The 23,804-nt window shown below is 55.4% G+C and carries 27 protein-coding genes and 1 other RNA gene; 7 read left to right on the forward strand and 21 right to left on the reverse strand.

Annotation, left to right across the window (positions count from 1 at the left end; translation table 11 throughout):
* Positions 1–91: 91 nt before the first annotated feature.
* From HQL65_13940 to HQL65_13985, 10 genes are all read right to left on the reverse strand, one after another.
* Positions 92–295: a hypothetical protein gene (locus HQL65_13940; GenBank protein MBF0137335.1), complete on the reverse strand. Its 204-nt coding sequence runs from the start codon at positions 293–295 to the stop codon at positions 92–94.
* Positions 296–306: 11 nt separating this feature from the next.
* Positions 307–2,421, reverse strand: a complete 2,115-nt coding sequence (locus HQL65_13945; GenBank protein ID MBF0137336.1) for a histidine kinase — start codon at positions 2,419–2,421, stop codon at positions 307–309.
* A 49-nt stretch (positions 2,422–2,470) separates the two neighbouring features.
* Positions 2,471–2,848, reverse strand: a complete 378-nt coding sequence (locus tag HQL65_13950; GenBank protein ID MBF0137337.1) for a response regulator — start codon at positions 2,846–2,848, stop codon at positions 2,471–2,473.
* Positions 2,849–2,906: 58 nt separating this feature from the next.
* A complete protein-coding gene (locus HQL65_13955) occupies positions 2,907–3,827 on the reverse strand; it encodes a DUF4351 domain-containing protein (GenBank protein MBF0137338.1) in 921 nt (306 codons plus the stop codon).
* A gap of 26 nt (positions 3,828–3,853) precedes the next feature.
* Positions 3,854–4,789: a DUF4351 domain-containing protein gene (locus HQL65_13960; GenBank protein ID MBF0137339.1), complete on the reverse strand. Its 936-nt coding sequence runs from the start codon at positions 4,787–4,789 to the stop codon at positions 3,854–3,856.
* 18 nt (positions 4,790–4,807) lie between these two features.
* Complete coding sequence (locus HQL65_13965) at positions 4,808–5,887, reverse strand: hypothetical protein (protein ID MBF0137340.1); 1,080 nt, start codon at positions 5,885–5,887, stop codon at positions 4,808–4,810.
* A gap of 29 nt (positions 5,888–5,916) precedes the next feature.
* Complete coding sequence (locus tag HQL65_13970; protein MBF0137341.1) at positions 5,917–6,537, reverse strand: sel1 repeat family protein; 621 nt, start codon at positions 6,535–6,537, stop codon at positions 5,917–5,919.
* 133 nt (positions 6,538–6,670) lie between these two features.
* Positions 6,671–7,531, reverse strand: a complete 861-nt coding sequence (locus tag HQL65_13975) for a universal stress protein (protein MBF0137342.1) — start codon at positions 7,529–7,531, stop codon at positions 6,671–6,673.
* A gap of 14 nt (positions 7,532–7,545) precedes the next feature.
* The gene (locus HQL65_13980; GenBank protein MBF0137343.1) at positions 7,546–7,974 is read right to left on the reverse strand and encodes a hypothetical protein; all 429 of its coding nucleotides are present in this window, start codon (positions 7,972–7,974) and stop codon (positions 7,546–7,548) included.
* A gap of 1 nt (position 7,975) precedes the next feature.
* Positions 7,976–8,941 carry a sulfite exporter TauE/SafE family protein gene (locus HQL65_13985; protein MBF0137344.1) on the reverse strand — a complete coding sequence of 322 codons (966 nt, stop codon included), beginning with the start codon at positions 8,939–8,941 and terminating at the stop codon, positions 7,976–7,978.
* A gap of 438 nt (positions 8,942–9,379) precedes the next feature.
* Here HQL65_13985 and HQL65_13990 point away from each other — a divergent pair, with 438 nt between their 5' ends.
* The 4 genes from HQL65_13990 to HQL65_14005 all read left to right on the forward strand — a co-directional run bounded on the left by HQL65_13990 (position 9,380) and on the right by HQL65_14005 (position 12,771).
* The gene (locus HQL65_13990; protein MBF0137345.1) at positions 9,380–9,892 is read left to right on the forward strand and encodes a CBS domain-containing protein; all 513 of its coding nucleotides are present in this window, start codon (positions 9,380–9,382) and stop codon (positions 9,890–9,892) included.
* Positions 9,885–11,372, forward strand: a complete 1,488-nt coding sequence (locus HQL65_13995) for an SLC13/DASS family transporter (GenBank protein MBF0137346.1) — start codon at positions 9,885–9,887, stop codon at positions 11,370–11,372. The genes HQL65_13990 and HQL65_13995 overlap by 8 nt, the downstream gene beginning before the upstream one ends.
* Before the next feature lie 129 nt (positions 11,373–11,501).
* Entirely contained in the window at positions 11,502–12,542 is a 1,041-nt protein-coding gene (locus HQL65_14000) for an Rpn family recombination-promoting nuclease/putative transposase (GenBank protein MBF0137347.1), read from the forward strand.
* On the forward strand, positions 12,535–12,771 hold the full coding sequence (locus HQL65_14005) for a sulfurtransferase TusA family protein (protein ID MBF0137348.1): 237 nt from the start codon (positions 12,535–12,537) through the stop codon (positions 12,769–12,771). The genes HQL65_14000 and HQL65_14005 overlap by 8 nt, the downstream gene beginning before the upstream one ends.
* 9 nt (positions 12,772–12,780) lie before the next feature.
* Here the strand turns inward: HQL65_14005 and rny are convergent, their stop codons facing one another.
* The 9 genes from rny to HQL65_14050 form a co-directional block, all read right to left on the reverse strand.
* Positions 12,781–14,340 carry a ribonuclease Y gene (gene rny / locus HQL65_14010; GenBank protein MBF0137349.1) on the reverse strand — a complete coding sequence of 520 codons (1,560 nt, stop codon included), beginning with the start codon at positions 14,338–14,340 and terminating at the stop codon, positions 12,781–12,783.
* Between the two features lie 88 nt (positions 14,341–14,428).
* Complete coding sequence (locus HQL65_14015; protein ID MBF0137350.1) at positions 14,429–15,022, reverse strand: 5-formyltetrahydrofolate cyclo-ligase; 594 nt, start codon at positions 15,020–15,022, stop codon at positions 14,429–14,431.
* Between the two features lie 3 nt (positions 15,023–15,025).
* Positions 15,026–15,206, reverse strand: a non-coding RNA gene (gene ssrS, locus HQL65_14020) — 6S RNA.
* Between the two features lie 7 nt (positions 15,207–15,213).
* Positions 15,214–15,522: a cell division protein ZapA gene (locus HQL65_14025; protein MBF0137351.1), complete on the reverse strand. Its 309-nt coding sequence runs from the start codon at positions 15,520–15,522 to the stop codon at positions 15,214–15,216.
* A 30-nt stretch (positions 15,523–15,552) separates the two neighbouring features.
* A complete protein-coding gene (locus HQL65_14030) occupies positions 15,553–15,936 on the reverse strand; it encodes a hypothetical protein (protein MBF0137352.1) in 384 nt (127 codons plus the stop codon).
* 193 nt (positions 15,937–16,129) lie between these two features.
* On the reverse strand, positions 16,130–17,488 hold the full coding sequence (gene accC, locus HQL65_14035; GenBank protein ID MBF0137353.1) for an acetyl-CoA carboxylase biotin carboxylase subunit: 1,359 nt from the start codon (positions 17,486–17,488) through the stop codon (positions 16,130–16,132).
* A gap of 6 nt (positions 17,489–17,494) precedes the next feature.
* The gene (gene accB / locus HQL65_14040; protein MBF0137354.1) at positions 17,495–17,986 is read right to left on the reverse strand and encodes an acetyl-CoA carboxylase biotin carboxyl carrier protein; all 492 of its coding nucleotides are present in this window, start codon (positions 17,984–17,986) and stop codon (positions 17,495–17,497) included.
* A gap of 49 nt (positions 17,987–18,035) precedes the next feature.
* Positions 18,036–18,509 (reverse strand): type II 3-dehydroquinate dehydratase, encoded by a 474-nt coding sequence (gene aroQ, locus HQL65_14045; protein MBF0137355.1) that lies wholly within the window; start codon positions 18,507–18,509, stop codon positions 18,036–18,038.
* The gene (locus HQL65_14050) at positions 18,506–19,213 is read right to left on the reverse strand and encodes a hypothetical protein (GenBank protein ID MBF0137356.1); all 708 of its coding nucleotides are present in this window, start codon (positions 19,211–19,213) and stop codon (positions 18,506–18,508) included. The genes aroQ and HQL65_14050 overlap by 4 nt, the downstream gene beginning before the upstream one ends.
* A gap of 340 nt (positions 19,214–19,553) precedes the next feature.
* Between HQL65_14050 and HQL65_14055 the strand changes: the two genes are divergently transcribed.
* The 3 genes from HQL65_14055 (at position 19,554) to HQL65_14065 (ending at position 21,408) form a co-directional block, all read left to right on the forward strand.
* Complete coding sequence (locus HQL65_14055) at positions 19,554–19,766, forward strand: hypothetical protein (protein MBF0137357.1); 213 nt, start codon at positions 19,554–19,556, stop codon at positions 19,764–19,766.
* A gap of 11 nt (positions 19,767–19,777) precedes the next feature.
* On the forward strand, positions 19,778–20,176 hold the full coding sequence (locus tag HQL65_14060; GenBank protein MBF0137358.1) for a putative toxin-antitoxin system toxin component, PIN family: 399 nt from the start codon (positions 19,778–19,780) through the stop codon (positions 20,174–20,176).
* Between the two features lie 332 nt (positions 20,177–20,508).
* Positions 20,509–21,408 (forward strand): MBL fold metallo-hydrolase, encoded by a 900-nt coding sequence (locus HQL65_14065; GenBank protein ID MBF0137359.1) that lies wholly within the window; start codon positions 20,509–20,511, stop codon positions 21,406–21,408.
* Here the strand turns inward: HQL65_14065 and rlmB are convergent, their stop codons facing one another.
* Both rlmB and HQL65_14075 read right to left on the reverse strand, forming a co-directional pair.
* Positions 21,409–22,179, reverse strand: coding sequence for a 23S rRNA (guanosine(2251)-2'-O)-methyltransferase RlmB (gene rlmB, locus HQL65_14070; protein MBF0137360.1), 771 nt, complete (start codon positions 22,177–22,179; stop codon positions 21,409–21,411).
* Between the two features lie 2 nt (positions 22,180–22,181).
* Entirely contained in the window at positions 22,182–23,645 is a 1,464-nt protein-coding gene (locus tag HQL65_14075) for a cysteine--tRNA ligase (protein MBF0137361.1), read from the reverse strand.
* Positions 23,646–23,804 lie beyond the last annotated feature (159 nt).

Raw genomic sequence — 23,804 nt, forward strand, 5'->3', positions numbered from 1 at the left:
CCAACAAAGTCTTCCATGTCAAATCCTTTTAATGAAGGGGTTCTGAATGGTTACCCGAATGATTACAAAAAAAGAGAGGGGTCGGAAGATTTTATTGATTATCTTCCGTATGAGTACGTTTTGAGATCAAGGCGATCATGATAATGAAGAACAGCCAAAACAGAAAAATATATAAAAACAATACCGGTATTCCCAACAGGAATGTTTCCCGGCTGAACAGGGAGAGCAGGGGATGGTTCAGGGCCAGCACCCCGAACACGGTCAATACCACCAGGCGTTCAGTAAAACGTTTCATGGGAGACATGATCAATACCCTGCCTTGTCTTGCTGACGGCGTATTTGCACCATGCTGTTGCCTGCCTCGATGGCTGCACCCAGGGTGGTGATACCCTTGACTTGCAACAGATCCAGAAGTTTCAGAAACACTTCCGCAGTCACCATGGCGTCGCCCATGGCTCTGTGTTCTTCACGAACTTCCACCCCCAGGCGTTTGGCAATGCCAGTCAGGGTGTGGTCGGTGACCTCATCATGGAGATAAACCGAAAGCAGCAGGGTATCCAACACCGGATTGTCAAAGTGTATGCCGCAGCTTGCCTCCTTGAGATGCAAAAAACGCATGTCGAAGGCGGCATTATGGGCCACCAGCACGGCATCGGCCACAAAGGCCTTGAATTGCGGCAATACCTCCTCAAGCGCCGGCTTGTCGTGGACATCGGCATTGGATATGCCGTGAATCCGGGTGGATTCAATGGGAATGGGACGTCGGGGATTGACCAGACGTTCAAAAGTTTCCCCAGCCGGAATACGCCCATGAACAATACGCACACCAGCCAGGGAGATGATTTCGTCCCCTTTGGAAGGTTGCAGGCCGGTGGTTTCGGTATCAAACACCACAAAGGTCAAATCAGCCAGGTTCCGATCTGCCACATGTTCCGGGACATGCAGCGATCCCATCAGGGAAAAATCATAAAAATCGGGACGTTCCGGAATATTTTGTCCGGGATACTGCCATTGACGCGGGGAGGGGGCCAGCGGCAGCCGGAGCATGGCATGACCCGGGCGGCGATGTTCCTGACTCCAGATTTCGCAACCATGGCGTTCCAGGACCTCTTCCAGGCGAAAGGGAAATCCTTCTTCGTCCAGAATCAACGTGCGCCAGGACTCCACCTCTGTGACGGAAATGGGCGAACCTGACCAGATGAAATCCAGATAAATTCGATTGTCACCGAGCATGGCCGCACTCTCGATCACACCATACTGCACCTGTTCCCCAATTTTTTGCAGCAGTTTTTCCAGGGCCAGCAACAGGGCTGGGGCATCGGCCCGGACCCACAGGGATTCCGACGCTCCCTGCAATACCAGCCCCGATTTTTTCGCCAAACGCCGGATCAGTGTTGCGAGCAAATCGGAGATCAGGACATCCGTCAAAATCCATTGTTCCGAGGCCAGGGTATTCGCTTCGGCAGCGATGGCATCCAGTTGTTGGGACAAATCGGTGCTTTCATTCTGGATGATTTGCATGAACGACAAGCGGTTCGCGGTATCCATCTCCGCATGTTGCAGCAGGGTTTCCGCAGCAGCTCGCAGACTGGCCACCGGGTTGCGGCTGTTTTCCAGGGCATGGCGTATGAGGGTATCATAGCGCCGCGCTGCCGACATTTTGCGGGTTGCCTCTTCGAGGGTCAGGATGAAATTGTTTTGTCCTGGTCGATCACCGGGATAAAGGGTCATGACACAGTCCAGCATCATTTCTTCATGCTGTGCCGCGCAAAAAAACCGCACATCGTTCCGGTCGGAACCGGCGGCGGAATTTTTGCGATGCAAAAGAAATTCCATGGTGGTTTCCACGGGCTGGCGGGTGCAAAGTTCATAGAGAGATCGTCCCAGACCCAGGGATTCCATATGGCTTTGGAACACATTCTGAGCTGCTGCATTGTAGAGTATGATATGGGCTTCGGCATTGATGACGATCAGGCCCACATGGAGGTGTTTGATGATTTTTTCCAGGCGTTCGGTTCCATCGGCACCGGTACTCAGGGCTTCCTTGACTTGGCGACGGGCATGGTACAGGGCATGACCGAGTTGCTGGACCCCTTCCGGGAGGTTGCCCAGCAGGTGGTTGTTGTCCAGGGAAATTTCCTGGAGCGGATCGGCATGGGCCAGGATGGAAACCGTGCGGTCCATTTGGACCAGGGGTTTCAGCAGCACTGTGTCGAGCCAGAGCCATATTTTGGCCAGGACAGCTCCCGATAAAAACACGACAGATAATATATAAATGGTTTGAGTTTGCAGCCATGACTCGGCAGGTTGATCCAGAACGGGCAGGGTGTTCATGGCCTGCCAGGCCCCACCCATCCATGCCCCGCATACCAACAGCAGGTAGAGTCCCAGGATGCTCCAGAATCTGGTGCGAATATTCACGATGTCAATTTTTCCAAATAAAAACGGGCAAAAAAAACAGGCAAAAGACTCAGACAGTTTCCAGACCCAGCAGGGTGCGCACTTTTTGGACCAACTCCCTGGTTGCAAACGGCTTGGTGACATAATCATCCGCTCCCAGGGCCAACCCTTTTTGCTGCTCCACTTCACGTCCCTTGGCGGTCAGCATGATGATACGCACTTTTTGATGTTGGGGATTGGCGCGGATGGCGGCACAAACCTCGTAGCCATTGCGTTTGGGCATCATGACATCCAGGAGGATCAGATCGGGAATTTTTTCGTCGATGGCCTGAAGTGCCGCTTCGCCATCAGCCGCCGTCCGCACGGCGAAACCCTCTTTTTTCATTAAAAATTCAAGAGACAAGACAATATTGGGAGCATCATCGACGATCAGGATTTCGACAGGCATTGATGTTCTCCATGGAATTGTTCTCTCTGTCTGATATCCATGTGACAGGGTCTGAATTTCATGACACGTTGTCCATGAAAACCGCATCCAGTGACTGGGCATCCAATATCTGGAGACTCCACTCTTCCAGGGATGGCTGATCAGCCTGGGCGATTTTTTCCACAGCCCATGTGGGCAATGCACCGAAACGGCGTTGCAGTTGGCGAGTCAACACTTTGGCCTCACCCCTTTTTTCACCTATACGTTCCACGCTTGAGATATAAGGCATTTTTTGTTTCTCCTCGAAGGTGGCAATTTCTGACCGCAACTGATTGTCAAGCTCTGGCGGCAAATGCAGGACCCAATCGATGAATCGAAACAGATCGATCACCTGTTTGCGATTGCAACCTCTCTTATACAAACTGCGAATCAGGTGCCATTTGACCTGGTAGCGTTTTTCCGGCTGGTGTCTGGTTTTTTTGGCATGCAGATGTGCCAGGGTGACGATGGCAAACGGATTGGTGGATTTTTCCAGATCGGCTTCCTGATAATCCAGCAGTTTGATGGCGGTAAAGCGATAGCTTTGCCGGGTACCCCACAGGGCGTAACCAAACTCTGCCGGTCGCCAGCCAGGCTCCTCGTCAGCCAGAATGGCCAATCCGACCACCGGTTTTTGGTACAGGTCATAGGCCCTGTACTGATAGACATACATGTTCTCGGCAAAATTCGGTTTGCGATTGCCCTGGATTTCGATGTGGATCAATACCCAGAGTTCATGGTCATCGCCACGACGCCATACTTTGACAAGTTTGTCCATGCGTCGGTCACCGATCTCTGCGGCACGGGTGATGCGGGCCAGTTCGTTGTCAAGAAATGCAAAGCCGCGCTCCCAATCAATTTCCCGGTAGGCTTCCGGCAGAAAAAATGCCAGGAATTCCGGAAAATAATTTTCCAGGATATCTTTCCACGGTACATCGAATTCGTCTGGCAGAGTGGTCATCCTGATTTCTCAATGGTGTGATCTGATTATGACACGTTGTCCATGAAAACCGCATCCAGTGACTGGGCATCCAATATCTGGAGACTCCACTCTTCCAGGGATGGCAGATCAGCCTGGGAAATTTTTTCCACCGCCCATGTGGGTAATTCACCGAAACGGCGTTGCAGCAGGCGAGTCAATATTCTGGCCTCACCCCTTTTTTCCCCCCTTTTTTCACCTATGCGTTCTACACTTGAAATGTAAGGCATTTTTTGTTTCTCCTCGAATGTGGCGATTTCTGACTGCAACTGGTTATCAAGCTCTTCCGGCAAATGCAGGACCCAATCAATGAATCGAAACAGATCGATCACCTGTTTGCGGTTGCGACCGCTCTTGTACAAACCGCGAATCAGGTGCCATTTGACCTGGTAGCGTTTTTCCGGCTGGTGTCTGGTTTTTTTGGCATGCAGATGTGCCAGGGTGACAACAGCAAATGGATTGGTGGATTTTTCCAGATCGGTTTCTTGATAATCCAGCAGTTTGATGGCGGTAAAGCGATAGCTTTGCTGGGTACCCCACAGGGCGTAACCAAACTCCGTTGGTCGCCAACCAGGCTCCTCGTCAGCCAGAATGGCCAATCCGATCACCGGTTTTTGGTACAGATCATAAGCCCTGTACTGATAGACATACATGCCCTCAGCAAAATTCGATTTGCGGTTACCCTGGATTTCGATGTGGATCAATACCCAGAGTTCCTGGTCATCGCCACGACGCCATACCTTGACGAGTTTGTCCATGCGTCGGTCACCGATCTCTGCGGCACGGGTGATGCGGGCCAGTTCGTTGTCAAGAAATGCGAAGCCGCGTTCCCAATCAATTTCTCGGTAGGCTTCCGGCAGAAAAAATGCCAGGAATTCCGGAAAATAATTTTCCAGGATATCTTTCCACGGTACATCGAACTCGTCTGGCAGAGCGGCTATCATGAGATGCGGTCAGCTTGGTCAGTGCAGTATTCGTAAATTGAAATGATGGTAGATCATTTTTTTGAAACGATCCACCAGACCGAAACAGTTGCGCAAATATTCCTGTTCCAGATATCCCAGACTGTTCAGGAGCAGAAAATCTTCTCCCGCCTCTTCTCCGCGCACTTTTTTCAGCCGGTTCCTGACCTGCAAGCCGGCAACAAAATCAAAGGCAGCGATGAGATCCTTGCCGAAAGAGCGGTCCAGAATTCCCTTGTGCATCAATCCCAGGATTCGCCGGGGGGTACTGGATTCCCGGATGCGTTGCTCCAGGGCCAGACTGCGCACGCCATGCACGATGGGAAAAGAGGCCCCCTTTTTGAGATCGATATGACCTTGGCGTTCCCCTTTTTCGACGATGAAGCGTTTGAACACTCCCAAAGGGGTGGCAAAGGCCAAAGCTGGCAAGGCAAAGTGGGCGTAAAAAGCCGGATCGTCGGGCAGATGCTGCCAAAAAAAATCATAGGCCTGTTGAAACAGGATTTTGTTGCCAGCCACGGGCCGTGCATCATAGCAGATGGCCAGCCGCATGAAGCCGTCCGGGGTGGGATCACGGATCCAGGTGAAGATTGACTTTTGAAAATCGGCCAGGTTGCCGCTCCATTCCGGATTGGACAGCATGACCTGACCCGGGCAGGGTGGATAGCCGATCCGGATCAGGGCATTGGCGAAGTTTTGACAAAATGCCGTGATTTCTGTTGCGGGAAAGGTGTCATCGGTCAAAAGCGCGTTGTCCTGGTCGGTTTTGGTGATCTGTTCGCCGCGTCCCTCACTCCCCATGACCAGAATACAGAGATGCTCCAGCATGTCCGGTGTTGACAGCAGACTCGCGACTTTCTGAAACACCTGGCAATCCAGATCGCGCACAATCTGTCGGATATGGCGCACCTTGACTCCATGGGTCAGGAGGCACTGCACCGCCTGTGTCTGCTGATGCACCAGGTCGGTCAATGTTGCCAGGGTTGCGGCCTGCTGGATCTCTTGAATCTTCAAGGCATCCTGGCTGGTCAAAATTGCCAGGAGCCTGCTCGGACCTCGCATGAACGGCATCGGTTCCATCGTTGGTTCCCGGGGAGTGGTCTTCACCCTCATTTTCCGGGGAGCGGTTTCCACTCCCGGGCCATTTTCTGGGCCTCGGCGATTTGATAGGGAGTCATCAGCTCGGCGGTTTTATCGCGGGCCTTGACGGCATTTTCGATGGCATTGGCTGCGGCGAGATTGAACCACATGTGGGCCTGGACATAATCCTGCGGCAGGCCCTGGCCATTCAGGTAGAGTACGCCGAGATTGAACTGGGCATGGGCATATCCCTGTTCGGCGGATTTGCGATACCATTGTGCCGCCTCCTTGATGTCTTGCGGCACCCCATGGCCATTGGCATACATCAGGCCAACTCTTTGCTGGCTGGCTGCGTTGCCTTGTTCAGCCGACAGTCGGAACCACTTGAAAGCCTCTTTGAAATCCTTGGCGACCCCCTGGCCATTGGCATACATGTTGCCCAGGTTGGCTTGGCCGATGGCATTGCCCCGCTCTGCTGCCAGACGGAACCATTTGATGGCCTCCTCGTCATTCTGGGGCACACCTTGACCCAGATTGAACAGCGTGCCGATGTTGTTCTGGGCTTCGGCCAGACCTTGCTCCGCAGCAAACCGGTACCATCTGAGGGCTTCCTGGTCGTCCTGGGGAACACCCTGGCCGTGATCGTACATCGTGCCGAGTGCGTTTTGGGCAATGGGATCCCCTTCATTGGCCCGGCGGAAGGTCTCTTCCACTTCCCCGGCCTGGACGTGGAGGACGGTCGCCAGTGAAAAAACCAGGATCAAGGACCGGAAAAACACCTTCCTACCCCCCCTTGACGGTCAGGATGGGAACTTTTGCCAAACCGATGATACGCTCCATGACGCTGCCCAGAAAGACCCTTTCCAGGCCGGAGCGGCCGTGACTGCCACCGATGATGAGATCGGCCCCCCGGTCGCTGGCGGCTTGCACGATCACCTGGGCGGTTGAATCGCCGTTGACCACATCGCCGGAAACCTGAATACCGGGTTCATCCTGTTCGAGGGCCAGGCAGATGCGTTGCATGGCCTCCGTTGCTTCCTGGCGGCGTTTTTCTCCGTGGACATTGCGCACGACGGAGACGACAGTCAAGGGAATCTGGAAGAGGGTGGCCAGTTTGCCGGCGGTCACGGCGGCCCGGTCGCTGTAACGGGAGCCATCGACGGCGAGCAGGATTCCTTTCTGCCAGAGATGGGCATCCTTGGGCACCACAAGAACCTTGCAACGGGACTGGGCCACGACCCGGGCGGTGGCTTCGCCAACCATGAGCCGGGCCAGACCGCGAATGCCCCGGCGTCCCATGACGATCAGGTCAGCCTGAATCTCTTCGCTGGCGGCCAGAATTTCGGCATGGGGATGGATTCCGCGCTTGACGACGGGAATGGCTGCGATGGCCTCCGTGGTCATTTTTTGGGCAATGGTCTCCAGATCCTTTCTCGCCGTCACTTCCTTGCTGTGGGCAAGATCGGGAACCAGGGTATCAATCTCGGGATTGCTGATCACCATGCGCATGGGGTAGAGCGTAGCCCCGGTGACTTTGGCAAGGGCAATGGCCACGTGCAGGGCACCCTCGCTGAAGTTGGAACCGTCAGTGGCGACCAGAATTTTTTGGAATCTTCCGGTGGGAAGCAGTGTCGAGGCGGACATGGGCGTAAACTCCTTCAGTGACCGGCTGCCAGGATGCCTGATGCCGCAAGGGCGAGGATCACAACTTCCAGCATGGCGAGGACAAAATAGACAAAGTCCTTCTTCTTGAGCAGAACAGGAATGATGCGCAGGTAGCAGACGAGGGTGATCATGGCCAGAAAAGCGATGCCGACATAGTTCAGATAATCGCCCTTGTTGACGAGATGTACCCAGGACCAGCCGGTGTGCAGGTGGGCCTTGGCCAGGTAATCCCTGGCCGAGATGGACCAGTATTGGTGCATCTCTTCAAGCGGAATCACGCCCGGCAGGAGACCGAAAATATAGATGGCGAAGGATACCAGAAGCATGGCAAAACCGATCTTCCAGCCGATATTCAAAAGTCTGGCGTAGATGATCTGTTCTTCCGAGGCATAGTTTTTGGTGTTTTGTGGCGTGGTGTCCATGTCAGAAACCCAGACCTTTCGAAAGGGCACGCAGCCCGGCAATCAGCAGCATGATGATGACAACCTTGCGGACGGTGGCGGCATTGGTGATGGCCAGCAGCCGGACACCGATCAGCGATCCCAGCATGATGCCCAGGATGGAGGGAATGGTGACGATGGCCAGAACGGCCCCCTGATTGAGGTAGACCCAGGCTGCCGAGGTATCGACGATGGAGAGCAGAAATTTGGAGGTGGCCACCGAAACCTTCAGGGGCGCTCCCATGACCAGATTGAGTACCGGGACATTGGCCCAGCCGGCACCCAGACCAAACATGCCGGCCATGACACCAATGACGACGAAAAGAATGAGGCCATGGATGGTCCGGTGAATTTTCCAGTCAATCTCCTGGCCGCGCGCGGCATCGAAGAAAATGCCGTGGATACGCAGGGAGGAGGAGAGGGCGTCGGCCTGGGGAACATCCGGCATTTCCGATTTTTTGGCGAGCCACATGAGCAGGACGATACCCAGAATGGTCACTCCCAGACAGGTCTGGACCAGCCAGACCGGCAAGGCCAGGCCCATCATGGCACCGGCAATGGCCGAGGCCGACGCGATGACCGCCGCCGGCAAGGCCAGACGCAGGTTGGCCATGCCGCTTTTCAGCAGGCCCGGTCCGGCGGCCAGGGCACCGGCCAATGCCACCATCAGCCCGGCACCACGAATGAAATCCATATGAAAAGGAAAGAAAAATCCGCCCACAATGGGAACGAACAAGACGCCCCCACCCACCCCGCCCAGCACGGCCACAATACCAAGGAAGAAACAAACGATAAAAAGGGCCAGTGCCCAACCCCAGGCCGGGAGTTGCAAACCAGAAGAAACAGCCTCGGCGGTGGCTCCGGCAACCTCGGTGGCTTCTGCAGGCAGGGAAAGAAGCGGCAGGATGAGGCCTGCCAGGAGTGGCAAAATTCGAATGAGTAGGCGCATGATCGATTGTTTTCCGTGCTGATGTTTATTGGATGATCACGGCAGGGGTGTGACGACGCCGGACCCTGATCCTAGTCCTGTGTTTTCCATGCGTCAATCTCTTCTCGACGGGGGCTGAAACCGGCGTGATGGTGTTGTCACGGAAGAAGCGTTATGCTGCGATCAATAGTATTAATTATTGATTTTATTAACTATTATAAAGAAGCGTCCCGGATTTCTTTGCCAGGATTCAGTGATGATCTGGTATGGAATTGACGTCTGCACACGACATTGGGTAAAAAAAAGTTAAACAGGCGTTAAAAAATTCTTGCATGCCTGTGCAGTGTGGTGCCATCCTCAGCAGGTTTTGCGTTTTTAATACTCTTTCTCTCTCTCAAATTCCATTTTTGATATTAAGGTCTTATCAAGAATGGACTGAACCAGGTTGGGAGGTTGGCCATGCAATTAAGTGGGGTGGTCCGGGAACTTTACGTTCCTCTTGCCGATTATCCGCATGTGCGCGACAGCGCCACGGTGCGGGATGTATTTGCAACCTTGCAGGAAAAATACAGTTCCGCCGAGCAGTTTCGCAGTGTTCTTGTCATTGACAGTCATGGCCGGCTGGTTGGCATGCTGGGTCTGCGGGACATGCTTCATGGCCTGTTGCCGGATTATCTTCGCCAATCTCCGACACATTTTCAGGGAATGGGCGATGACGTGACCTCTCTGGCCATGCTCTGGCAGGAAGATTGCGCGGATTTATGCCGGCAGGCATCCCTGGGTCCGGTCGGCCCGCATGTCACGGCCATCAAGGGATCCCTGCACCTCGACGATCCCCTGGCCAAGGGCATCTATATGATGGCCACGACCGCAGCCAACATTTTGCCGGTGGTCGAAGATCACAAGGTTATCGGTGTGTTGCGTCTCGTCGATGTGGTGACCGAAGTCACCAAGGCGGTGCTCCATGGCTGATCAGACTGCCGTTCACTTTGACGCCGAAGAAAAACAACTCTTCGATTGGAAAAAGTGGGGTGGGTTGCTCGGTGGGTTGATTCTGTTTTTGCTTGTCTACAACTCCGCCCCCTGGGCCGACGCCATCGATCCTTCAGGCAAGAAGTTTCCGTTACCGCCTGAAGGCAAGGCGGCCATAGGCTTGTTTCTCATGGCTGGTATCTGGTGGGTCCTGGAGGTCATTCCCATCGGTGTCACTGCCATCGCCATTGGAGTCATGCAGGTCTTGTTTGCCATTCGTCCCGCCAAGGAGGCTTTTCGCGATTTCATGGATCCGTCGGTGTTGTTCATCTTCGGTTCCCTGGTGATCGGCATGGCTTTCACCAAATCCGGCCTGACCCGGCGCCTGGCCTACAAGGTGCTGCTGATTGTCGGTGAAAAAACCCGCATGATACTGCTGGGTGCCCTGGTGGTTACCGCCTTGTTGACCCATCTGATGGCCCACACCGCCGTGGCAGCGACCATGTATCCCATCCTGCTGGCCATCCTGGCCCTTTATCGTGAAGAACCGGGTCCCTCCCGGTTTGGCAAAAGCCTGTTCATCGGCATGGCCTGGGCAGCCGGGGCCGGCAGTGTCATCACCTTTCTCGGTGCGGCACGTGGCCCGGCAGCGGCCAGCATGTTCAAGGAATTTACCGGTCGCGATGTCGCCTTCTTCGATCTGCCCATTTTTCTGGGTTTGATCGGTTGGATCATGGTGTTCATCATTTGGTTTTACCTGTCCATCGCCTTCAAGCCTTCCAAGGCGGTGATCCCGGGGTTGCGGGAAAAGGTGAAACACATGGTCGATGCGCTGGGACCCATGAGCCGCCAGGAACAGTTTGTGTTGCTCTGCGTCTTTCTGGTCGTGGTATTGATGGCGTTGCAGTCCGTCGTCCCGACCCTGGGTGCCATCGACCGTGCCGCCCTGATGCTGATCTCCACCCTGCTGTTCTTCATCTTCAATATTTTAACAGTAAAAGACCTGGAAGAGATTCCCTGGAACATCGTTCTGTTGTTCTCGGGTGCCATGAGTATCGGTTTTTGTCTTTGGAAAACCGGTGCCGCCCAGTGGATGGCCGTCGAATGGCTGGCCACTCTCAAGGATGCCCATTGGTGGGTTTTTGTCATGGGCATCGCCGCTTTTGTATTGGCCATGACCAACTTCATCATGAACGTGGCGGCAATTGCCATCGCCTTGCCGGTATCACTCGTGATCGCCAAATATCTGGGGGTTGCCCCGGATGTGATCTTCTATGCCTCGCTGGTCACCGCCGGCATGCCCTTCGTGTTGTTGATCGGTGCGGCTCCCAACGCTATTGCCTACGAATCCAAACAGTTCACACCGGGTGAATTTCTGGTTCATGGTTTGGTCATGAGCGCCATTCTGCTTGTGGTATTGGGCGTGGCCCTGGTCACCATCTGGCCCTTGTTCGGCATGCCCATCCTGATGCCAAAATAAAAATACCGGAATATCTCACGCCAGGAGGAAGCGGCTCTGCCCTTCCTCCTGGTGGAACTCAATCAGGTTGCCCTTCGCGCAATCGGATGGTCCTTTCCGTGTCTCTGGTAATGAGATATGATGTCGGGTATGTTAGACAACGATGATTCCATCTACCATCGCCTCTTTTCCTATCCGGAAATGGTGGCCGATCTGCTGCGGAATTTTTTGGAGTTCGCCCTCCTGGCAGAACTTGATCTGTCGCAAATGCGGCGGATGAACACCAAGTTTACGGCCCAGACCGGTCAACGACGGCGGGGAGATGTGGTATGGGAAATTCCCACCTGCGCTGGCAGCAGTGTGTTTTTGATCCTGATTTTGGAGTTTCAGTCCGATATTGACGAGTGGATGGTGTTGCGTCTCGATGTCTATGTCGGCCTGCTCTATCAACAATTGGTCGATGAGCGCAAATTGAAGCCTGCGGATGGTTTGCCACCGGTACTGCCTATTGTTCTCTATAATGGGGAGCCACGCTGGAACGCGGCCATGAGTTTGCGGGATCTGATCCGGCTCCCGGCAGGTTCTCCATTGTGGCAGTATCAGCCCGAAATGCGGTATTATGTGATTGACGAGGGGAAATTCCCGGATCAGGAGTTGAAGGGCCGCTGGTCCCTGACTGCCGTATTCTTTCGAATACAACATCCGGTCACTCCTGCATCGGTCCTGGATGCCAGTCGTGACCTGGTCGCATGGTTTGACAGGCATCCGGACGGTCCGCCCGTGAAACGTTTATTCCGGGAACTGTTGGTCGTGGCTCTGGAACGGGTCAAGAAACAGGATCCTCGCCCGTCTGTTCCTGTAGAGCTTGAGGAGGTTGTCATCATGCTGACACGTTATATCGATAAATGGGAAAAGGACATTGAGCAGAGGGCATTCCTCAACGGCGAAAAAAACGGCATCCTGATCGGCGAAAAAAACGGCGAAATAAACGGCATTCTCAAAGGGAAGATGCACACCCTGCTTTTGTTGATCCAACGGCGCTTCGGTTCCCTGCCCGAGTGGGTCCATGCCAGATTGGCCAGTGCCACTCTGGACATGCTGGACAGGTGGACGGAAAACATTCTGGATGCCGCCTCGTTGGAAGATCTGTTTCAGGGGCGAGACAGGCAAAAGCCGGTCGGCCATGGTTGACGCCAGGATTGACATCACCGGGGAGCAGTGCCCTCTCACCTATGTCAAGGTGCTGCTGAAGCTGGAAGAGATGGCCCCGGGACAGACCTTGCAGGTCCGTATGCGTGGCAACGAGCCGCGCCAAAACCTTCCTGCCACTTTGCGCGAGGAAGGATTTCAGACGACCGAACCCCTGCCCGAGGGTGAGAACGACATTTTTTGCATGGAGGTCCGAAAACCCGGTATTTAGGGTTTTTTGTCAGTGGGCAATTTCCGTGGTCCGGATTTCCCGAATCACCGTAATCTTGATCTGTCCCGGGTAGGTCATTTCGTTCTCCACCCGGCTGGCAATCTCCTTGGCCAGCAGCATGGATCCTTCGTCGTTGACCCGGTCGGAACCCACAATGACCCGTACCTCGCGTCCGGCCTGAATGGCATAGGCTTTTTCGACGCCCTGGAAATCGGTACAAATATGTTCCAGGGCTTCCAGGCGCTTGATATAGGTCTCGACATTTTCACGGCGTGCCCCGGGCCGGGCTGCCGACAGGGCATCGGCGGCGTTGGTCAACGGCCCATAGACCGATACCGGTTCGACATCGAAATGGTGTGACCAGATGGCATTGCTGACCACACTGCTCTCCTTGAATTTTTTGGCCAATTGCCCGCCAATGACCGCGTGTGAACCCGGGGTTTCGTGATCCACGGCCTTGCCGATGTCGTGCAACAGACCGCAGCGTCGGGCGACGTTGCCATCCAGACCAAGCTCCTCGGCCATGATGCCGGCAAAATAAGCCACCTCGATGGCGTGGTGCAGGACATTCTGGGTATAGGAGGTCCGGAATTTCAGCGTTCCCAGCAGACGGACGATTTCCGGGTGGACGCCATGGACCCCCATGTCGAAGATGGCCTGTTCGCCGGCTTCGCGGATTTCATTGTTGATGGCCTTGCGAATTTTGCGGACCACCTCTTCGATGCGTGCCGGATGGATGCGGCCATCGGAGACGAGTTCTTCGATGGCCCGTTTGGCCACCTGTCGCCGGACCGGATCAAAACCGGAAACCACCACCGCTTCCGGGGTGTCGTCGATGATCAAGTCGCAGCCGGTGGCGGCTTCCATGGCGCGAATGTTGCGGCCTTCCCGGCCAATGATGCGACCTTTCATGTCGTCATTGGGCAGGGCCACCACGGCCACGGTGTTTTCTGCAACATACTCGCCGGCATAGCGCTGGATGGCCGTGGCGATGATTTCGCTGCTGCGTTTTTTGACCGTGCGCCGGGTTTCTTCTTCAATCTGCTTGAGTTGCCGGGCCGATTCCCGGCGGGCATCTTCGCGAATTTCGTTGATCAACTGCACCTTGGCATCGGCCAGGGTCATTTGGGCAATCTCTTCGAGACGCCGCAGGGTGGACTCTTTCAGTTCCTGGTAGCGGGTCATTTCGCTGGCGAGGGCGTCTCGTTCCTTGTCAACCTGGGCCAGACGCCGATCCAGTTCACTGTCCCGTTTGTCGAGTTGTTCAATTTTTCGATCCAGGACCTCTTCGCGTTTTTCCAGACGTTTTTTTTGCTGGCTTACCTCACGCTGGCGTTCGTTGAACTCACGATCCAGTTCTTCCTTGTAGCGCAGGCGGGCGTCTTTGTCGCGCAGTTCGGTTTCGCGTTCCAGGGTGCGGATGCGTTCTTCGGCGATCTCCTGGATTTTCCGGTTTTGTTCTTCCTGGCCTTTCTGGGCCAGGGAGAGCAGCCGCCGCTGGGTGACCAGGAGATAGGTCGGCCACGCTGCCCCGACCAGGAGGGCCAGTATGAAAAGCAGTACGTCCATTGCCAGATTCCTGTATTTTTTTCCACTCTTTGCCGGGCCACGGTGCCGGGCGGAGAGTTCAGGTATGATTGTTCCAGACCCGACTGGTTCAGGAGGCAGGAGGTTTGGTCAAAAACAGGATCTCCTGTTCTGTTACCACGACATCCAATCGGACATCCAGGGCATCCCCGGGGATTGCCGTCACTTCCTGAAACCCGTAGGCCAATCCGGCCAGGAGTGGCCGGGGTGCAGGTTCCAGGAACCGGTCAAAAAAACCACCCCCATATCCCAGACGCACCCCTTGTCGATCAAAGCCCACCAAAGGCAAAAACAGAAGGTCCAACCCTTCGGCTGTTTTCAGGGTGGGGGTATCGGCTTGTGGTGCCGGTTCGGGAATGCCATACGCCCCCTTCCGGAGGGGTGTTTCAGTACGATACGGCACAAAATTCAAGGTTTTTTCCTGTCGGTTTGTCACCGGCAGAAAGACCTGCCTGTTGCACTGCAAGGCATCGGTCAGCAGGCACGACGGATCAACTTCGTTGTCCATCGCGACATACAGACCGACTGTCCGGGCATTTTGATACAGAGTCAGGGTCGTGGCCCGGGCACAAATCTGCCGACTCAGGGAAACCACTTCATGCCTGTTCATCTGGCGGCGAATTTTTCGCAGCCGTGTCCGCAGATCCGATTTGCTTTCCGGCAAGAGTAGACCCCCGCCAATGCCGTGGGATTGCAACCTCTCGAACCCTATCGATCAAGTTGGATCTCCGGGTAACCGTTTCTGGCAACTCCCGGGGGAGTTGCACTCCACGGTCAGAGCAGAGATCCCAGGTTCAGAAGTATCGGCTCAGGAGGATGAAGAATCCTCACGCACACCGCAGGGGACTGATACCCTCATTGTTCCTCAAGCAACCGGTCAGCCTCATTGATCAACCGTTGAACCCGGTCAACCAGATCCTTGCTGATGCCGGTATTTCCAGACTCGCTGACCTGCTCTTGTTTTTGCAGCCGGATATAGCTGTCGGCGATATCCAGCGCAGCCATGATGGCGACCCGGTCAACAGGAATGCTGACGGACTGCCGCGCCATTTTTTTCATGATGCCATCGACGAAGGCGACCAGTTCGTGGACGTACTCCTTGCCGATATCGGTTTTCAACCTGAAAACCTGACCCTGGATTCTCACCTCGACGAATTCGGACATGTCATCTTGACCCTGTTGCAAGGGCTTGGCTTACGATTCCGTCGCTTGAAAACGGGTGAGAAGCGTTTCGATACGTGCAATGGTTTGATTTTTCTCTTGTTGCAAATCCGCGACCTGCCGATTCAAACGTTCAACATCGACTTGGATTCCTGCAACCTGCTGATCCCGTTGCTGGAGTTGTTGATCCCGTTGCTGAATTTGTTCGCGCAACTGGACATTTTCCTGGCGGAGGTTGCGGAGGGTTTGGGAGATGGCTTCCCAACGCTGTTCCAGGGCAGCGAGGAGGGTTTCGCCGGAGGGGGGTGTGCCGCCCGGCTGTGTGCCATTTCCTGAGCCTGAGCCTTGTTGATCCTGGGGTTTATGTTCGCCCCAGAAACCATTCTGGGCCGGATTTTCCGTGGAGTGTTCGTCCATGTTGACTGCCTCATCCTGTTTTTATAGTACTCCAACGATGCTGGTGCCTTTTGTGCCTTCAGTCCAGGCCCAAAGAATCCGCGTCCCAACAAACGACTGCACGACGGCTGCATATCGTGACACATTCCAACCGCTCCATATGTCACTTCGAGTGATTCTAGGTTGACCATGACGGGGTGTCAAGACTCCCTTCCTATCTCTTTTTATCCGGCCTGGCGGGTTGGAGGAAGCGATTCAGGAAATGCAGCGTATATTTGCCCCGGCAAAATTCACTGTCTTGCAGGATGCGTCGATGCAGGGGGATGGTGGTGGCCACGCCGCCGATGACATATTCGTCCAGGGCACGGCGCATGCGGGCGATGGCTTCGTCGCGATTTTCTCCGTAGGCGATCAGCTTGCCGATCATGGAATCGTAATGGGGCGGAATGCGGTATCCGGCGTAGGCCCCGGAATCGATCCGGATGCCGCCGCCACCGGGAGGGTGATATTCGGTGATCAGGCCGGGGGAGGGGAGGAAGGTATCCGGATCTTCGGCATTGATGCGGCATTCGATGGCATGGCCACGCAGGCGGACCTCTTCCTGGCAGATGGGCAGGGGCTCGCCGTGGGCGATGCGGATTTGTTGTTTGACGAGGTCGATACCGGAGATCATTTCGGTGATGGGATGCTCCACCTGGATGCGGGTGTTGACCTCCAGAAAGTGAAAACCGCCGTCGCTCAATAAAAATTCAAAGGTCCCGGCACCGGTATAGCCGACGGCGAGGGCGGCCTTGCTGGCGAGTTGCCCCAGCCGTTCGCGTTGTCCCGGGCCTACGGCAGGTGAAGGGGCCTCTTCCAGGACTTTCTGGTGCCGGCGTTGAATGGAACAATCCCGTTCGCCCAGATGGATGGCATGGCCGTGCTGGTCGGCCAGAATCTGGATTTCGACGTGGCGGGGTGCTTCCAAAAATTTTTCGATATAGATGTCGGGGTTGCCGAAAAACTGCCGGGCCTCGTTGCGGGCGATGGAGCAGGCGTTGGCCAGGGCGGTTTCGGTGTGGACGATTTTCATGCCGCGACCCCCGCCGCCGCCACATGCCTTGATGATGACCGGAAAACCGATGGCGCGGGCACTTTCCAGGGCCATGGTATCGTTTTCCACCACCCCGGGCGAACCGGGCACCACCGGCACCCCGGCGGCGAGCATTGCTTCCCGCGCCCTGACCTTGTCCCCCAGCAGGCGGATCACCTCCGCCGTGGGGCCGATGAAAACCAGGCCCGAATCGGCGACCACCTCGGCAAACTCCGCATTTTCCGACAGAAAGCCATAACCGGGATGAATGGCCTCGGTATCGGTGATTTCGGCTGCCGCCATGATGGATTTGATGTTCAGATAGGATTCGGCAGCAGGGGGCGGGCCGATGCAGACCGACTCATCGGCCAGTTTGACATGCATGGCATTCGCGTCGGCCACCGAATGCACGGCAACCGTCTGAATGCCCAGTTCCTTGCAGGCACGGTGAATGCGCAGGGCGATTTCACCCCGGTTGGCAATCAATATTTTTTTGAACATGACGGTTCAGCCCGGCTCGATGAGAAACAGTTCTTCTCCGTATTCGACGGGGCTGGCATTCTCCTGGATGATCCGGATGACGCGCCCGCTGACTTCGGATTCGATTTCGTTCATCAATTTCATGGCTTCGATGATGCACAGCGTATCCCCTTTTTTGACCATCTCCCCTGTCTTGACGAAGGGGGGGGCTTCCGGCGATGCGGCGTTGTAGAAGGTGCCCACCATGGGTGAGGTGACGGCAACGGCGGTAGGGGAGCGTTCCGGGGTTTGGTCCTGAGCGGGGAGACCTGTCGGGGAGACCGCCGATCCCGGCGCTGAAAATCCCGTTGCCGGTGTCTCTCCCGGCGACAATGATGGTACCGACCGAAACGCCGGGGTGAATTGTCCCCGATCCCGGATGACGCGCACCAGGGCACCATTTTCCTGGTGGATCTCGATCTCGGCCACGTCGGTATCGGCCAGCATTTTCAGGAGTTGGCGAACATCCTTGAGGTCCATCTCTGTCATCTCTCCCTGGCTTTGTGAAAAATACGTGGAACGATGGCGATCAGCTCTTCTGACCGGATCGTTGCCCGTGAAGGTACCGTATGCCTCCTTCCAAGGCCAGGATATAGCCATCCTGGCCGAATCCAGAAATCTGTCCCACGGCAATATCCCGGATGTAAGAGTGATGCCGGAAGGGTTCCCGCTGGTAAATGTTGCTCAGATGCACCTCGATCACCGGCAATTTGACAGCCAGCAGGGCATCGCGGATGGCCACGGAGGTATGGGTGTAGGCAGCAGGGTTGATGATGATCAAATCACAGGCTTCCAGGGCCATCTGGATCCGTTCGACCAGAACCCCCTCGTGGTTGGATTGAAAAAATTCAATTTCCACGCCCCTGGGGGCTGCATATTCCCGACAGGCGGTTTCAATGTCCGCCAGCGTCGCCACCCCATAAATGCCTGTTTCGCGCCGTCCGAGCAGGTTCAGGTTGGGTCCGTTCAGGACAAGAATTCGCCAGGGATTGGTTGGGGTCATGATGGAATAACGCCTCGTTGACCAAGGTTGCGACCATGGGCTGCCATGCCCGCCACGACCGCAGCCACCGGAACACCCGGTCTCGAACCCTGATACAACCAGGTCGGAGGGGCCGTCTCATCAGGTTCGGACATGGCTGCCATGCCTGCCTGCCGGGTTTGTATCCGGGCCAGAAATTGTGTCAACCCTGCCAGGGTTGTTCCGGCAGTGTCTGGTCGAGTCACGGAACCCCGTATCCGACCCAAAAAGTGTTCCAGGTGCCGCAGAACGGGATTTTCTCCGGCAATGGCCATGGTTGTCGCCGGAACAGGCATCGCCACGTCACCTTCCATGGCGGATGCGACGACAGCCGGTGCCGGTTGGGCATCCACCACATCTGGCGTGACGCTTTGTGTTGCCGGCGTGGTTGCCGGAGGCTCAATGGCCTTTTCCGGCGGGGCATCCACCTCCGGCACGGCACGTTTCAACACCGAAAGGGCCGTGCGAAAGGCATGTCCAGGTGCCCGTCCGAAGGATTGCAGACGCTCCTCGATATCCTTCTCCCCCAGCGAGACGACCAGCAACCGGGCAAAAAGATACCAGCGGGCTACGTTCTCGGGGGTTTGCTCACCTGCTTCGTCCAGAAGACGTCTGGCCTCGTCCACCTGATTGTCACGAATCAGGGTGACGATCCGGGTGATGAAATCCTGGGAATGATCTGCCATGTTCCCTCCTGGATTGCGGTTCTTTCAGCACTGGCATTGCCGGTAAATTGTCCCTTCCGGCTCGCAGGATACCAGATTTCCTGCCCGCAACAAGATATGCCATGAATGTTTCGTCGTTTTTCCAACGACATCGGAGCGGATCCAGATGGTTTCTGGAATGGGCAGATCCTGTCACACTGAAGAAGACCATGCGGGACAATTATTTCCGCATTTTGGCCAGGGTGGTGGCGAACTCACCAGGAGCTGGTTCAGCAATTTTTTCCTATTGCTTTCCTGATTTCCGTTCGCGTACTGTTTTCGCACGGCCCGTGTGTTAATCTGCTTGCAGGGATAAAATACCATGACGGATACACAGAGTGCGATTGTAAAAGGAATAGATCGACAAGTTATGAATGAGCTTGTGTATGTCCCCGACGATACCGTTGTCAGTTTGGCTATCGGTCGTTCAAGTTTGTCAACAATCGCTCTAAAATTACAGAAGGAAGCCGAAAAAAATGGTGTGACGGTAAAAATACATGATGATCTAATGTCTTCCATAAAGAATGACCGATAGTGCGTGTTGTGATAGACACCAACATCCTCGTCAGCTTTGCCATATGCCATAATCCTGCTTTTGAGAGAATGTTTGATTGGATCGCAGAGAATGGTGTTTTATTGGTGTGTGATGAGACAATTTCTGAGCTTATGCTTGTATTTGCTCGCGAAAAATTCAGGAAATATCTCTCTCATAAGAGCGTGATTGATTACGTTAAGTGGTACGCAGATATTTCAGAGTCTGTCGTAGTCACCAGTAACGTATCCGCTTGCCGTGATTCGAAAGACGATAAATTTCTTTCTCTTGCTGTGTCAGGAAAAGCTGATTGCATTATTGCCGGGGATCATGATTTGCTGGATATGGGCGAATATCAAGGCATTCCTATTTATAGTCCCTCAGTTTTTGTGGCTCGTGTTGGGGTCTGTTGACATTAATTATAATTGTCATGATGTGTCATGATCTATGCAAGCCAAACCACGGTGCAAACCGGGGCGAGCATGCCTCTAAAGTTCCTGTCCAGTTTCTCAAATCGTGTTGCAATGTGTATTAACTATTTTATAATATTGAAAAATAACTCACTACTATCCCGAAAGATCTTTGCGAGCCGCGCAGATTTTTCCATAACAAATTTCCGGCATCTGGCCAAGGGCGAGCAGGAGATCCAGAGCGGTCAAGGTACGCATTGGACGACACCTTTTGCCACGCGGAATAACGTGCTATATGAGGTTTGAACACACGCTCTCAACCAGGGAAGAAGCTCATGAAAAAATTTTTCGCATTGTCCATATTGCTCCTGACACTTTTCAATGTTCAGTCAGCCGGTGCCGAGTTGACCAGATTGACGGACAAGGTTTACGCCTATGTCGGTGTCAAGGATGCATCGGCTGCCCATAGTTTTGCTGCCAATGCCGGGATCGTCATCGGTCGGGATGGTGTCCTGGTGATCGACACCCTGATCTCCGCCAGGGAGGGAGAGCGTTTCCTGGCCGACATCCGTGCAGTGACGGATAAGCCGATCAAATATGTGATCAATACCCATACCCACCTGGACCATGCCCTGGGCAACTGCGTCTTTGCCAAACTGGGGGCTGTGGTCATTTCTCATGAGGCCGACCAGGCCATGCTGGCCACCCGGGGGGCGGACATTCTGAAAAATGCCGGAACCTACGGATTGAAGCCGGAAGATATGCTCGGCACCGAAATTGTTGTCCCAACGCTGGCTTTCAGCAACCAGATGACCATCGATCTGGGCGGAGAACAGGTGCGCCTGCTCCGCACCCTGCCATCCCATACCGCTGGCAGCCTGGTGGTCCATCTTCCCGCCGAAAAACTCCTGTTCAGCGGCGATATTCTCTTTACCGATTTTCATCCCTTCATGGGGGATGGTGATCTTGAAGGCTGGTCCAAAACCCTGGACAGCCTGCAGGCGATGGAGATTGACAATATTGTTCCCGGTCATGGCCCCCTCTCGACCAAAAAGGATCTGCGGGACATGCAGGAGTATCTCTCGTTGTTCGACAAAAAGGCGCGGGAACTGGCTGGCACCATGCAGGATGCCAATGCCATCGCTGCCAGGTTGCTGGAGATTTTGCCAAAACGGTCCATGGCGGACTGGATGGTTGCCTACAATGTCAAAAGCCGTTATTTGGGAAAGAAGTGATTACGGTTTTTGTTGCCGGAAGACCTCATACAGGGCAACACCCGTGGCCACCGAAACATTGAGGGATCCGACACCGCCGGCCATGGGAATGGCCAGGAGCTGATCGCATTTTTCCCGGGTCAAACGGCGCAGACCGCTCCCTTCACCCCCCATGACCAGGACCAGGGGTGGGGTGAGTTTGACTTCGGCCAGGGTGGTTGGTGCTTCGCCGACCAGGCCGTAGATGGGGATGAACAGGTTGCGCAACTCTTCCAGAGCCTGGGCCAGATTGGTGACGCGGACCAGATCGACATGGGCGGTGGCACCAGCAGCGGCTTTTTCGGCGACTGCGGTCAGAGGGGCGGAACGATCTTTGGTTTGCACCACGGCCTCCACACCAAAGGCGGCGGCACTGCGCAGAATGGCACCCAGATTGTGGGGATCTTCGATCCCGTCCAGAAACAGCAGAATGGGAGATGGCAGACGGGAAATTCGAGCCAGCAGGTCCGACCATTGGGGCTGGGCACGCGGCAGGGCGTGGGCCACCACGCCTTGATGGACCGCGCCGCCGGAAAGACGATCCAGGGTCGCCCGGTCCACAAAACGCAGGCGGGCCTGACGGCTGCGGGCCAGTTGCACGATTTCGTGCAGACGCGGATTGCGCGAGCCATCCAGGACCGTGACCGCCGCCACGCCGCGACCGGAATCCTGCAACAGGGCCAGAACGGCATTGATGCCATGGATCAGGGCTTCCGGGGGTGAGGAATCGCTTTGCCGGCTCGTCTGTTTCATGATCAAGCCGGGTGCTGGCGTCTCCAGGAGGTGCCATCCTTGGCATCCAGGAGAGTGACGCCGCGCCGGGCCAGATCATCCCGGATCTGATCGGCCCTGGCAAAATTTCTGGCCTGACGGGCGGCTTTGCGTTCGGCAATGGCGGCCTCGATCTCCTGGGGAGTTGGTTCGCCGGTTGCGGCGGAATCATTGGCCTGAAACCACTGGGTTGGATTTTGCAGGGCCAGGCCCAGGACGCTTCCCAGGTCCTGAATCAGGGAGGCGATCCGTTCGGTGCCGGGTTGATCTTGTGCGGCGACGGCCCGGTTCAGCTCCTTGACCATATCGAAAAGCACCGCCAGGGCCTGGGGTGTATTGAAATCATCTTCCATGGCCGCCATGAACCGCCCCACCGGATCCGTCGCATGATGTGCCGTGGCATTCCGGGTGGCCTCGATGGCGTGGATGGGGGGCAGAGAGCCTAGCAGATTCTGGGCCGCCTGCAAGGCGGTATAGATGCGCTCGATACCGGCCCGGGCCGCCGTGAGCAGGTCGTGGCTGAAATCCAGCGGGCTGCGATAATGGCTGTTGAGTATGAACAGACGCACGACCTCCCCGGGATAACGGGCCAACAAATCCCGGATGGTCAGGAAATTGCCCAGACTCTTGGACATTTTTTCCCGTTCGCCTGTGTCGCCGACGACATTGACGAAACCGTTGTGCAACCAATAGGACACCGCAGACCTGCCGGTGACGCCTTCGGTCTGGGCAATTTCATTTTCGTGGTGGGGAAAGACCAGATCCAGGCCACCGCCGTGAATATCGAAGGTTTCGCCCAGGTAGCAGGTACTCATGGCGGAACATTCGATGTGCCAGCCGGGTCGGCCCGCCCCCCAGGGGGAATCCCATTGGGGTTCGCCGGGTTTGGCTCCCTTCCAGAGGACAAAATCCAGGGGATTCCGTTTGCGGTCATCGACGGCCACCCGGCTGCCGGCTGCAAGGTCGGCCAGGGTTTTGCCGGAGAGTGTTCCATAGCCGGGAAACCGGTCCACGGCATAGTAGACATCTCCCTCGCCCACATAGGCCAAGCCCTTGTCGATCAGGCGGGCAATCATGGTCTGCATTTCTTTCATGTGGGCCGTGGCGCAGGGTTCGATATCGGCCCGGGCCACCCCCAGGGCATCCATGTCTTCATGGAAAGCCGTAATGAACCGGGTGGTCAACTCCGCCATGGTGACGCCGGTCTCTTCGGCCCGGCGAATGATCTTGTCATCGATGTCGGTAAAATTGCGCACATAGGTGACATCCAGCCCGGTTGCCCGCAAAAAACGGACAATCGTGTCAAAGACCACCATGACCCGGGCATGGCCGATGTGGCAGTGGTCATAGACGGTCATGCCGCAGACATAGATGCCGATGCGGCCGGGAATGCGGGGCACCAGGGGTTCCTTGCGCCGGGTCAGGGTGTTGTAGACGACAATGCCCATGATGGTCTCTCTGGTGGACGGAAAGGAGAAAAAAAGTGGCAGTGTATCATCCACGGTCGGAGGAAGAAAGACACCATCCAGACCGGATGAAGCAGGAAGATGGATCGTAACCATTCAGAACCCCTTCATTAAAAGGATTTGACATGGAAGACTTTGTTG

The organism is Magnetococcales bacterium (assembly GCA_015228935.1).
In the GTDB taxonomy this organism is placed as follows: domain Bacteria; phylum Pseudomonadota; class Magnetococcia; order Magnetococcales; family DC0425bin3; genus HA3dbin3.

Bases quoted from the DNA above. Each gene is read 5' to 3' on its own strand.
- HQL65_13965 (MBF0137340.1), bottom strand. From the start codon at position 5,887: ATGGAACCGATGCCGTTCATGCGAGGTCCGAGCAGGCTCCTGGCAATT.
- HQL65_14050 (MBF0137356.1), bottom strand. From the start codon at position 19,213: ATGGCAGATCATTCCCAGGATTTCATCACCCGGATCGTCACCCTGATT.
- HQL65_13970 (MBF0137341.1), bottom strand. From the start codon at position 6,537: ATGTACGATCACGGCCAGGGTGTTCCCCAGGACGACCAGGAAGCCCTC.
- HQL65_13990 (MBF0137345.1), top strand. From the start codon at position 9,380: ATGCAATTAAGTGGGGTGGTCCGGGAACTTTACGTTCCTCTTGCCGAT.
- rny (MBF0137349.1), bottom strand. From the start codon at position 14,340: ATGGACGTACTGCTTTTCATACTGGCCCTCCTGGTCGGGGCAGCGTGG.
- HQL65_14075 (MBF0137361.1), bottom strand. From the start codon at position 23,645: ATGGGCATTGTCGTCTACAACACCCTGACCCGGCGCAAGGAACCCCTG.
- accC (MBF0137353.1), bottom strand. From the start codon at position 17,488: ATGTTCAAAAAAATATTGATTGCCAACCGGGGTGAAATCGCCCTGCGC.
- HQL65_14025 (MBF0137351.1), bottom strand. From the start codon at position 15,522: ATGTCCGAATTCGTCGAGGTGAGAATCCAGGGTCAGGTTTTCAGGTTG.
- HQL65_13940 (MBF0137335.1), bottom strand. From the start codon at position 295: ATGAAACGTTTTACTGAACGCCTGGTGGTATTGACCGTGTTCGGGGTG.
- HQL65_13985 (MBF0137344.1), bottom strand. From the start codon at position 8,941: ATGCGCCTACTCATTCGAATTTTGCCACTCCTGGCAGGCCTCATCCTG.
- accB (MBF0137354.1), bottom strand. From the start codon at position 17,986: ATGGACCTCAAGGATGTTCGCCAACTCCTGAAAATGCTGGCCGATACC.
- HQL65_14030 (MBF0137352.1), bottom strand. From the start codon at position 15,936: ATGGACGAACACTCCACGGAAAATCCGGCCCAGAATGGTTTCTGGGGC.
- rlmB (MBF0137360.1), bottom strand. From the start codon at position 22,179: ATGAAACAGACGAGCCGGCAAAGCGATTCCTCACCCCCGGAAGCCCTG.
- HQL65_13950 (MBF0137337.1), bottom strand. From the start codon at position 2,848: ATGCCTGTCGAAATCCTGATCGTCGATGATGCTCCCAATATTGTCTTG.
- HQL65_13980 (MBF0137343.1), bottom strand. From the start codon at position 7,974: ATGGACACCACGCCACAAAACACCAAAAACTATGCCTCGGAAGAACAG.
- HQL65_14065 (MBF0137359.1), top strand. From the start codon at position 20,509: ATGAAAAAATTTTTCGCATTGTCCATATTGCTCCTGACACTTTTCAAT.
- HQL65_13955 (MBF0137338.1), bottom strand. From the start codon at position 3,827: ATGACCACTCTGCCAGACGAATTCGATGTACCGTGGAAAGATATCCTG.
- HQL65_14005 (MBF0137348.1), top strand. From the start codon at position 12,535: ATGGTTGACGCCAGGATTGACATCACCGGGGAGCAGTGCCCTCTCACC.
- HQL65_13960 (MBF0137339.1), bottom strand. From the start codon at position 4,789: ATGATAGCCGCTCTGCCAGACGAGTTCGATGTACCGTGGAAAGATATC.
- HQL65_13995 (MBF0137346.1), top strand. From the start codon at position 9,885: ATGGCTGATCAGACTGCCGTTCACTTTGACGCCGAAGAAAAACAACTC.
- aroQ (MBF0137355.1), bottom strand. From the start codon at position 18,509: ATGACCCCAACCAATCCCTGGCGAATTCTTGTCCTGAACGGACCCAAC.
- HQL65_14055 (MBF0137357.1), top strand. From the start codon at position 19,554: ATGACGGATACACAGAGTGCGATTGTAAAAGGAATAGATCGACAAGTT.
- HQL65_14000 (MBF0137347.1), top strand. From the start codon at position 11,502: ATGTTAGACAACGATGATTCCATCTACCATCGCCTCTTTTCCTATCCG.
- HQL65_13975 (MBF0137342.1), bottom strand. From the start codon at position 7,531: ATGTCCGCCTCGACACTGCTTCCCACCGGAAGATTCCAAAAAATTCTG.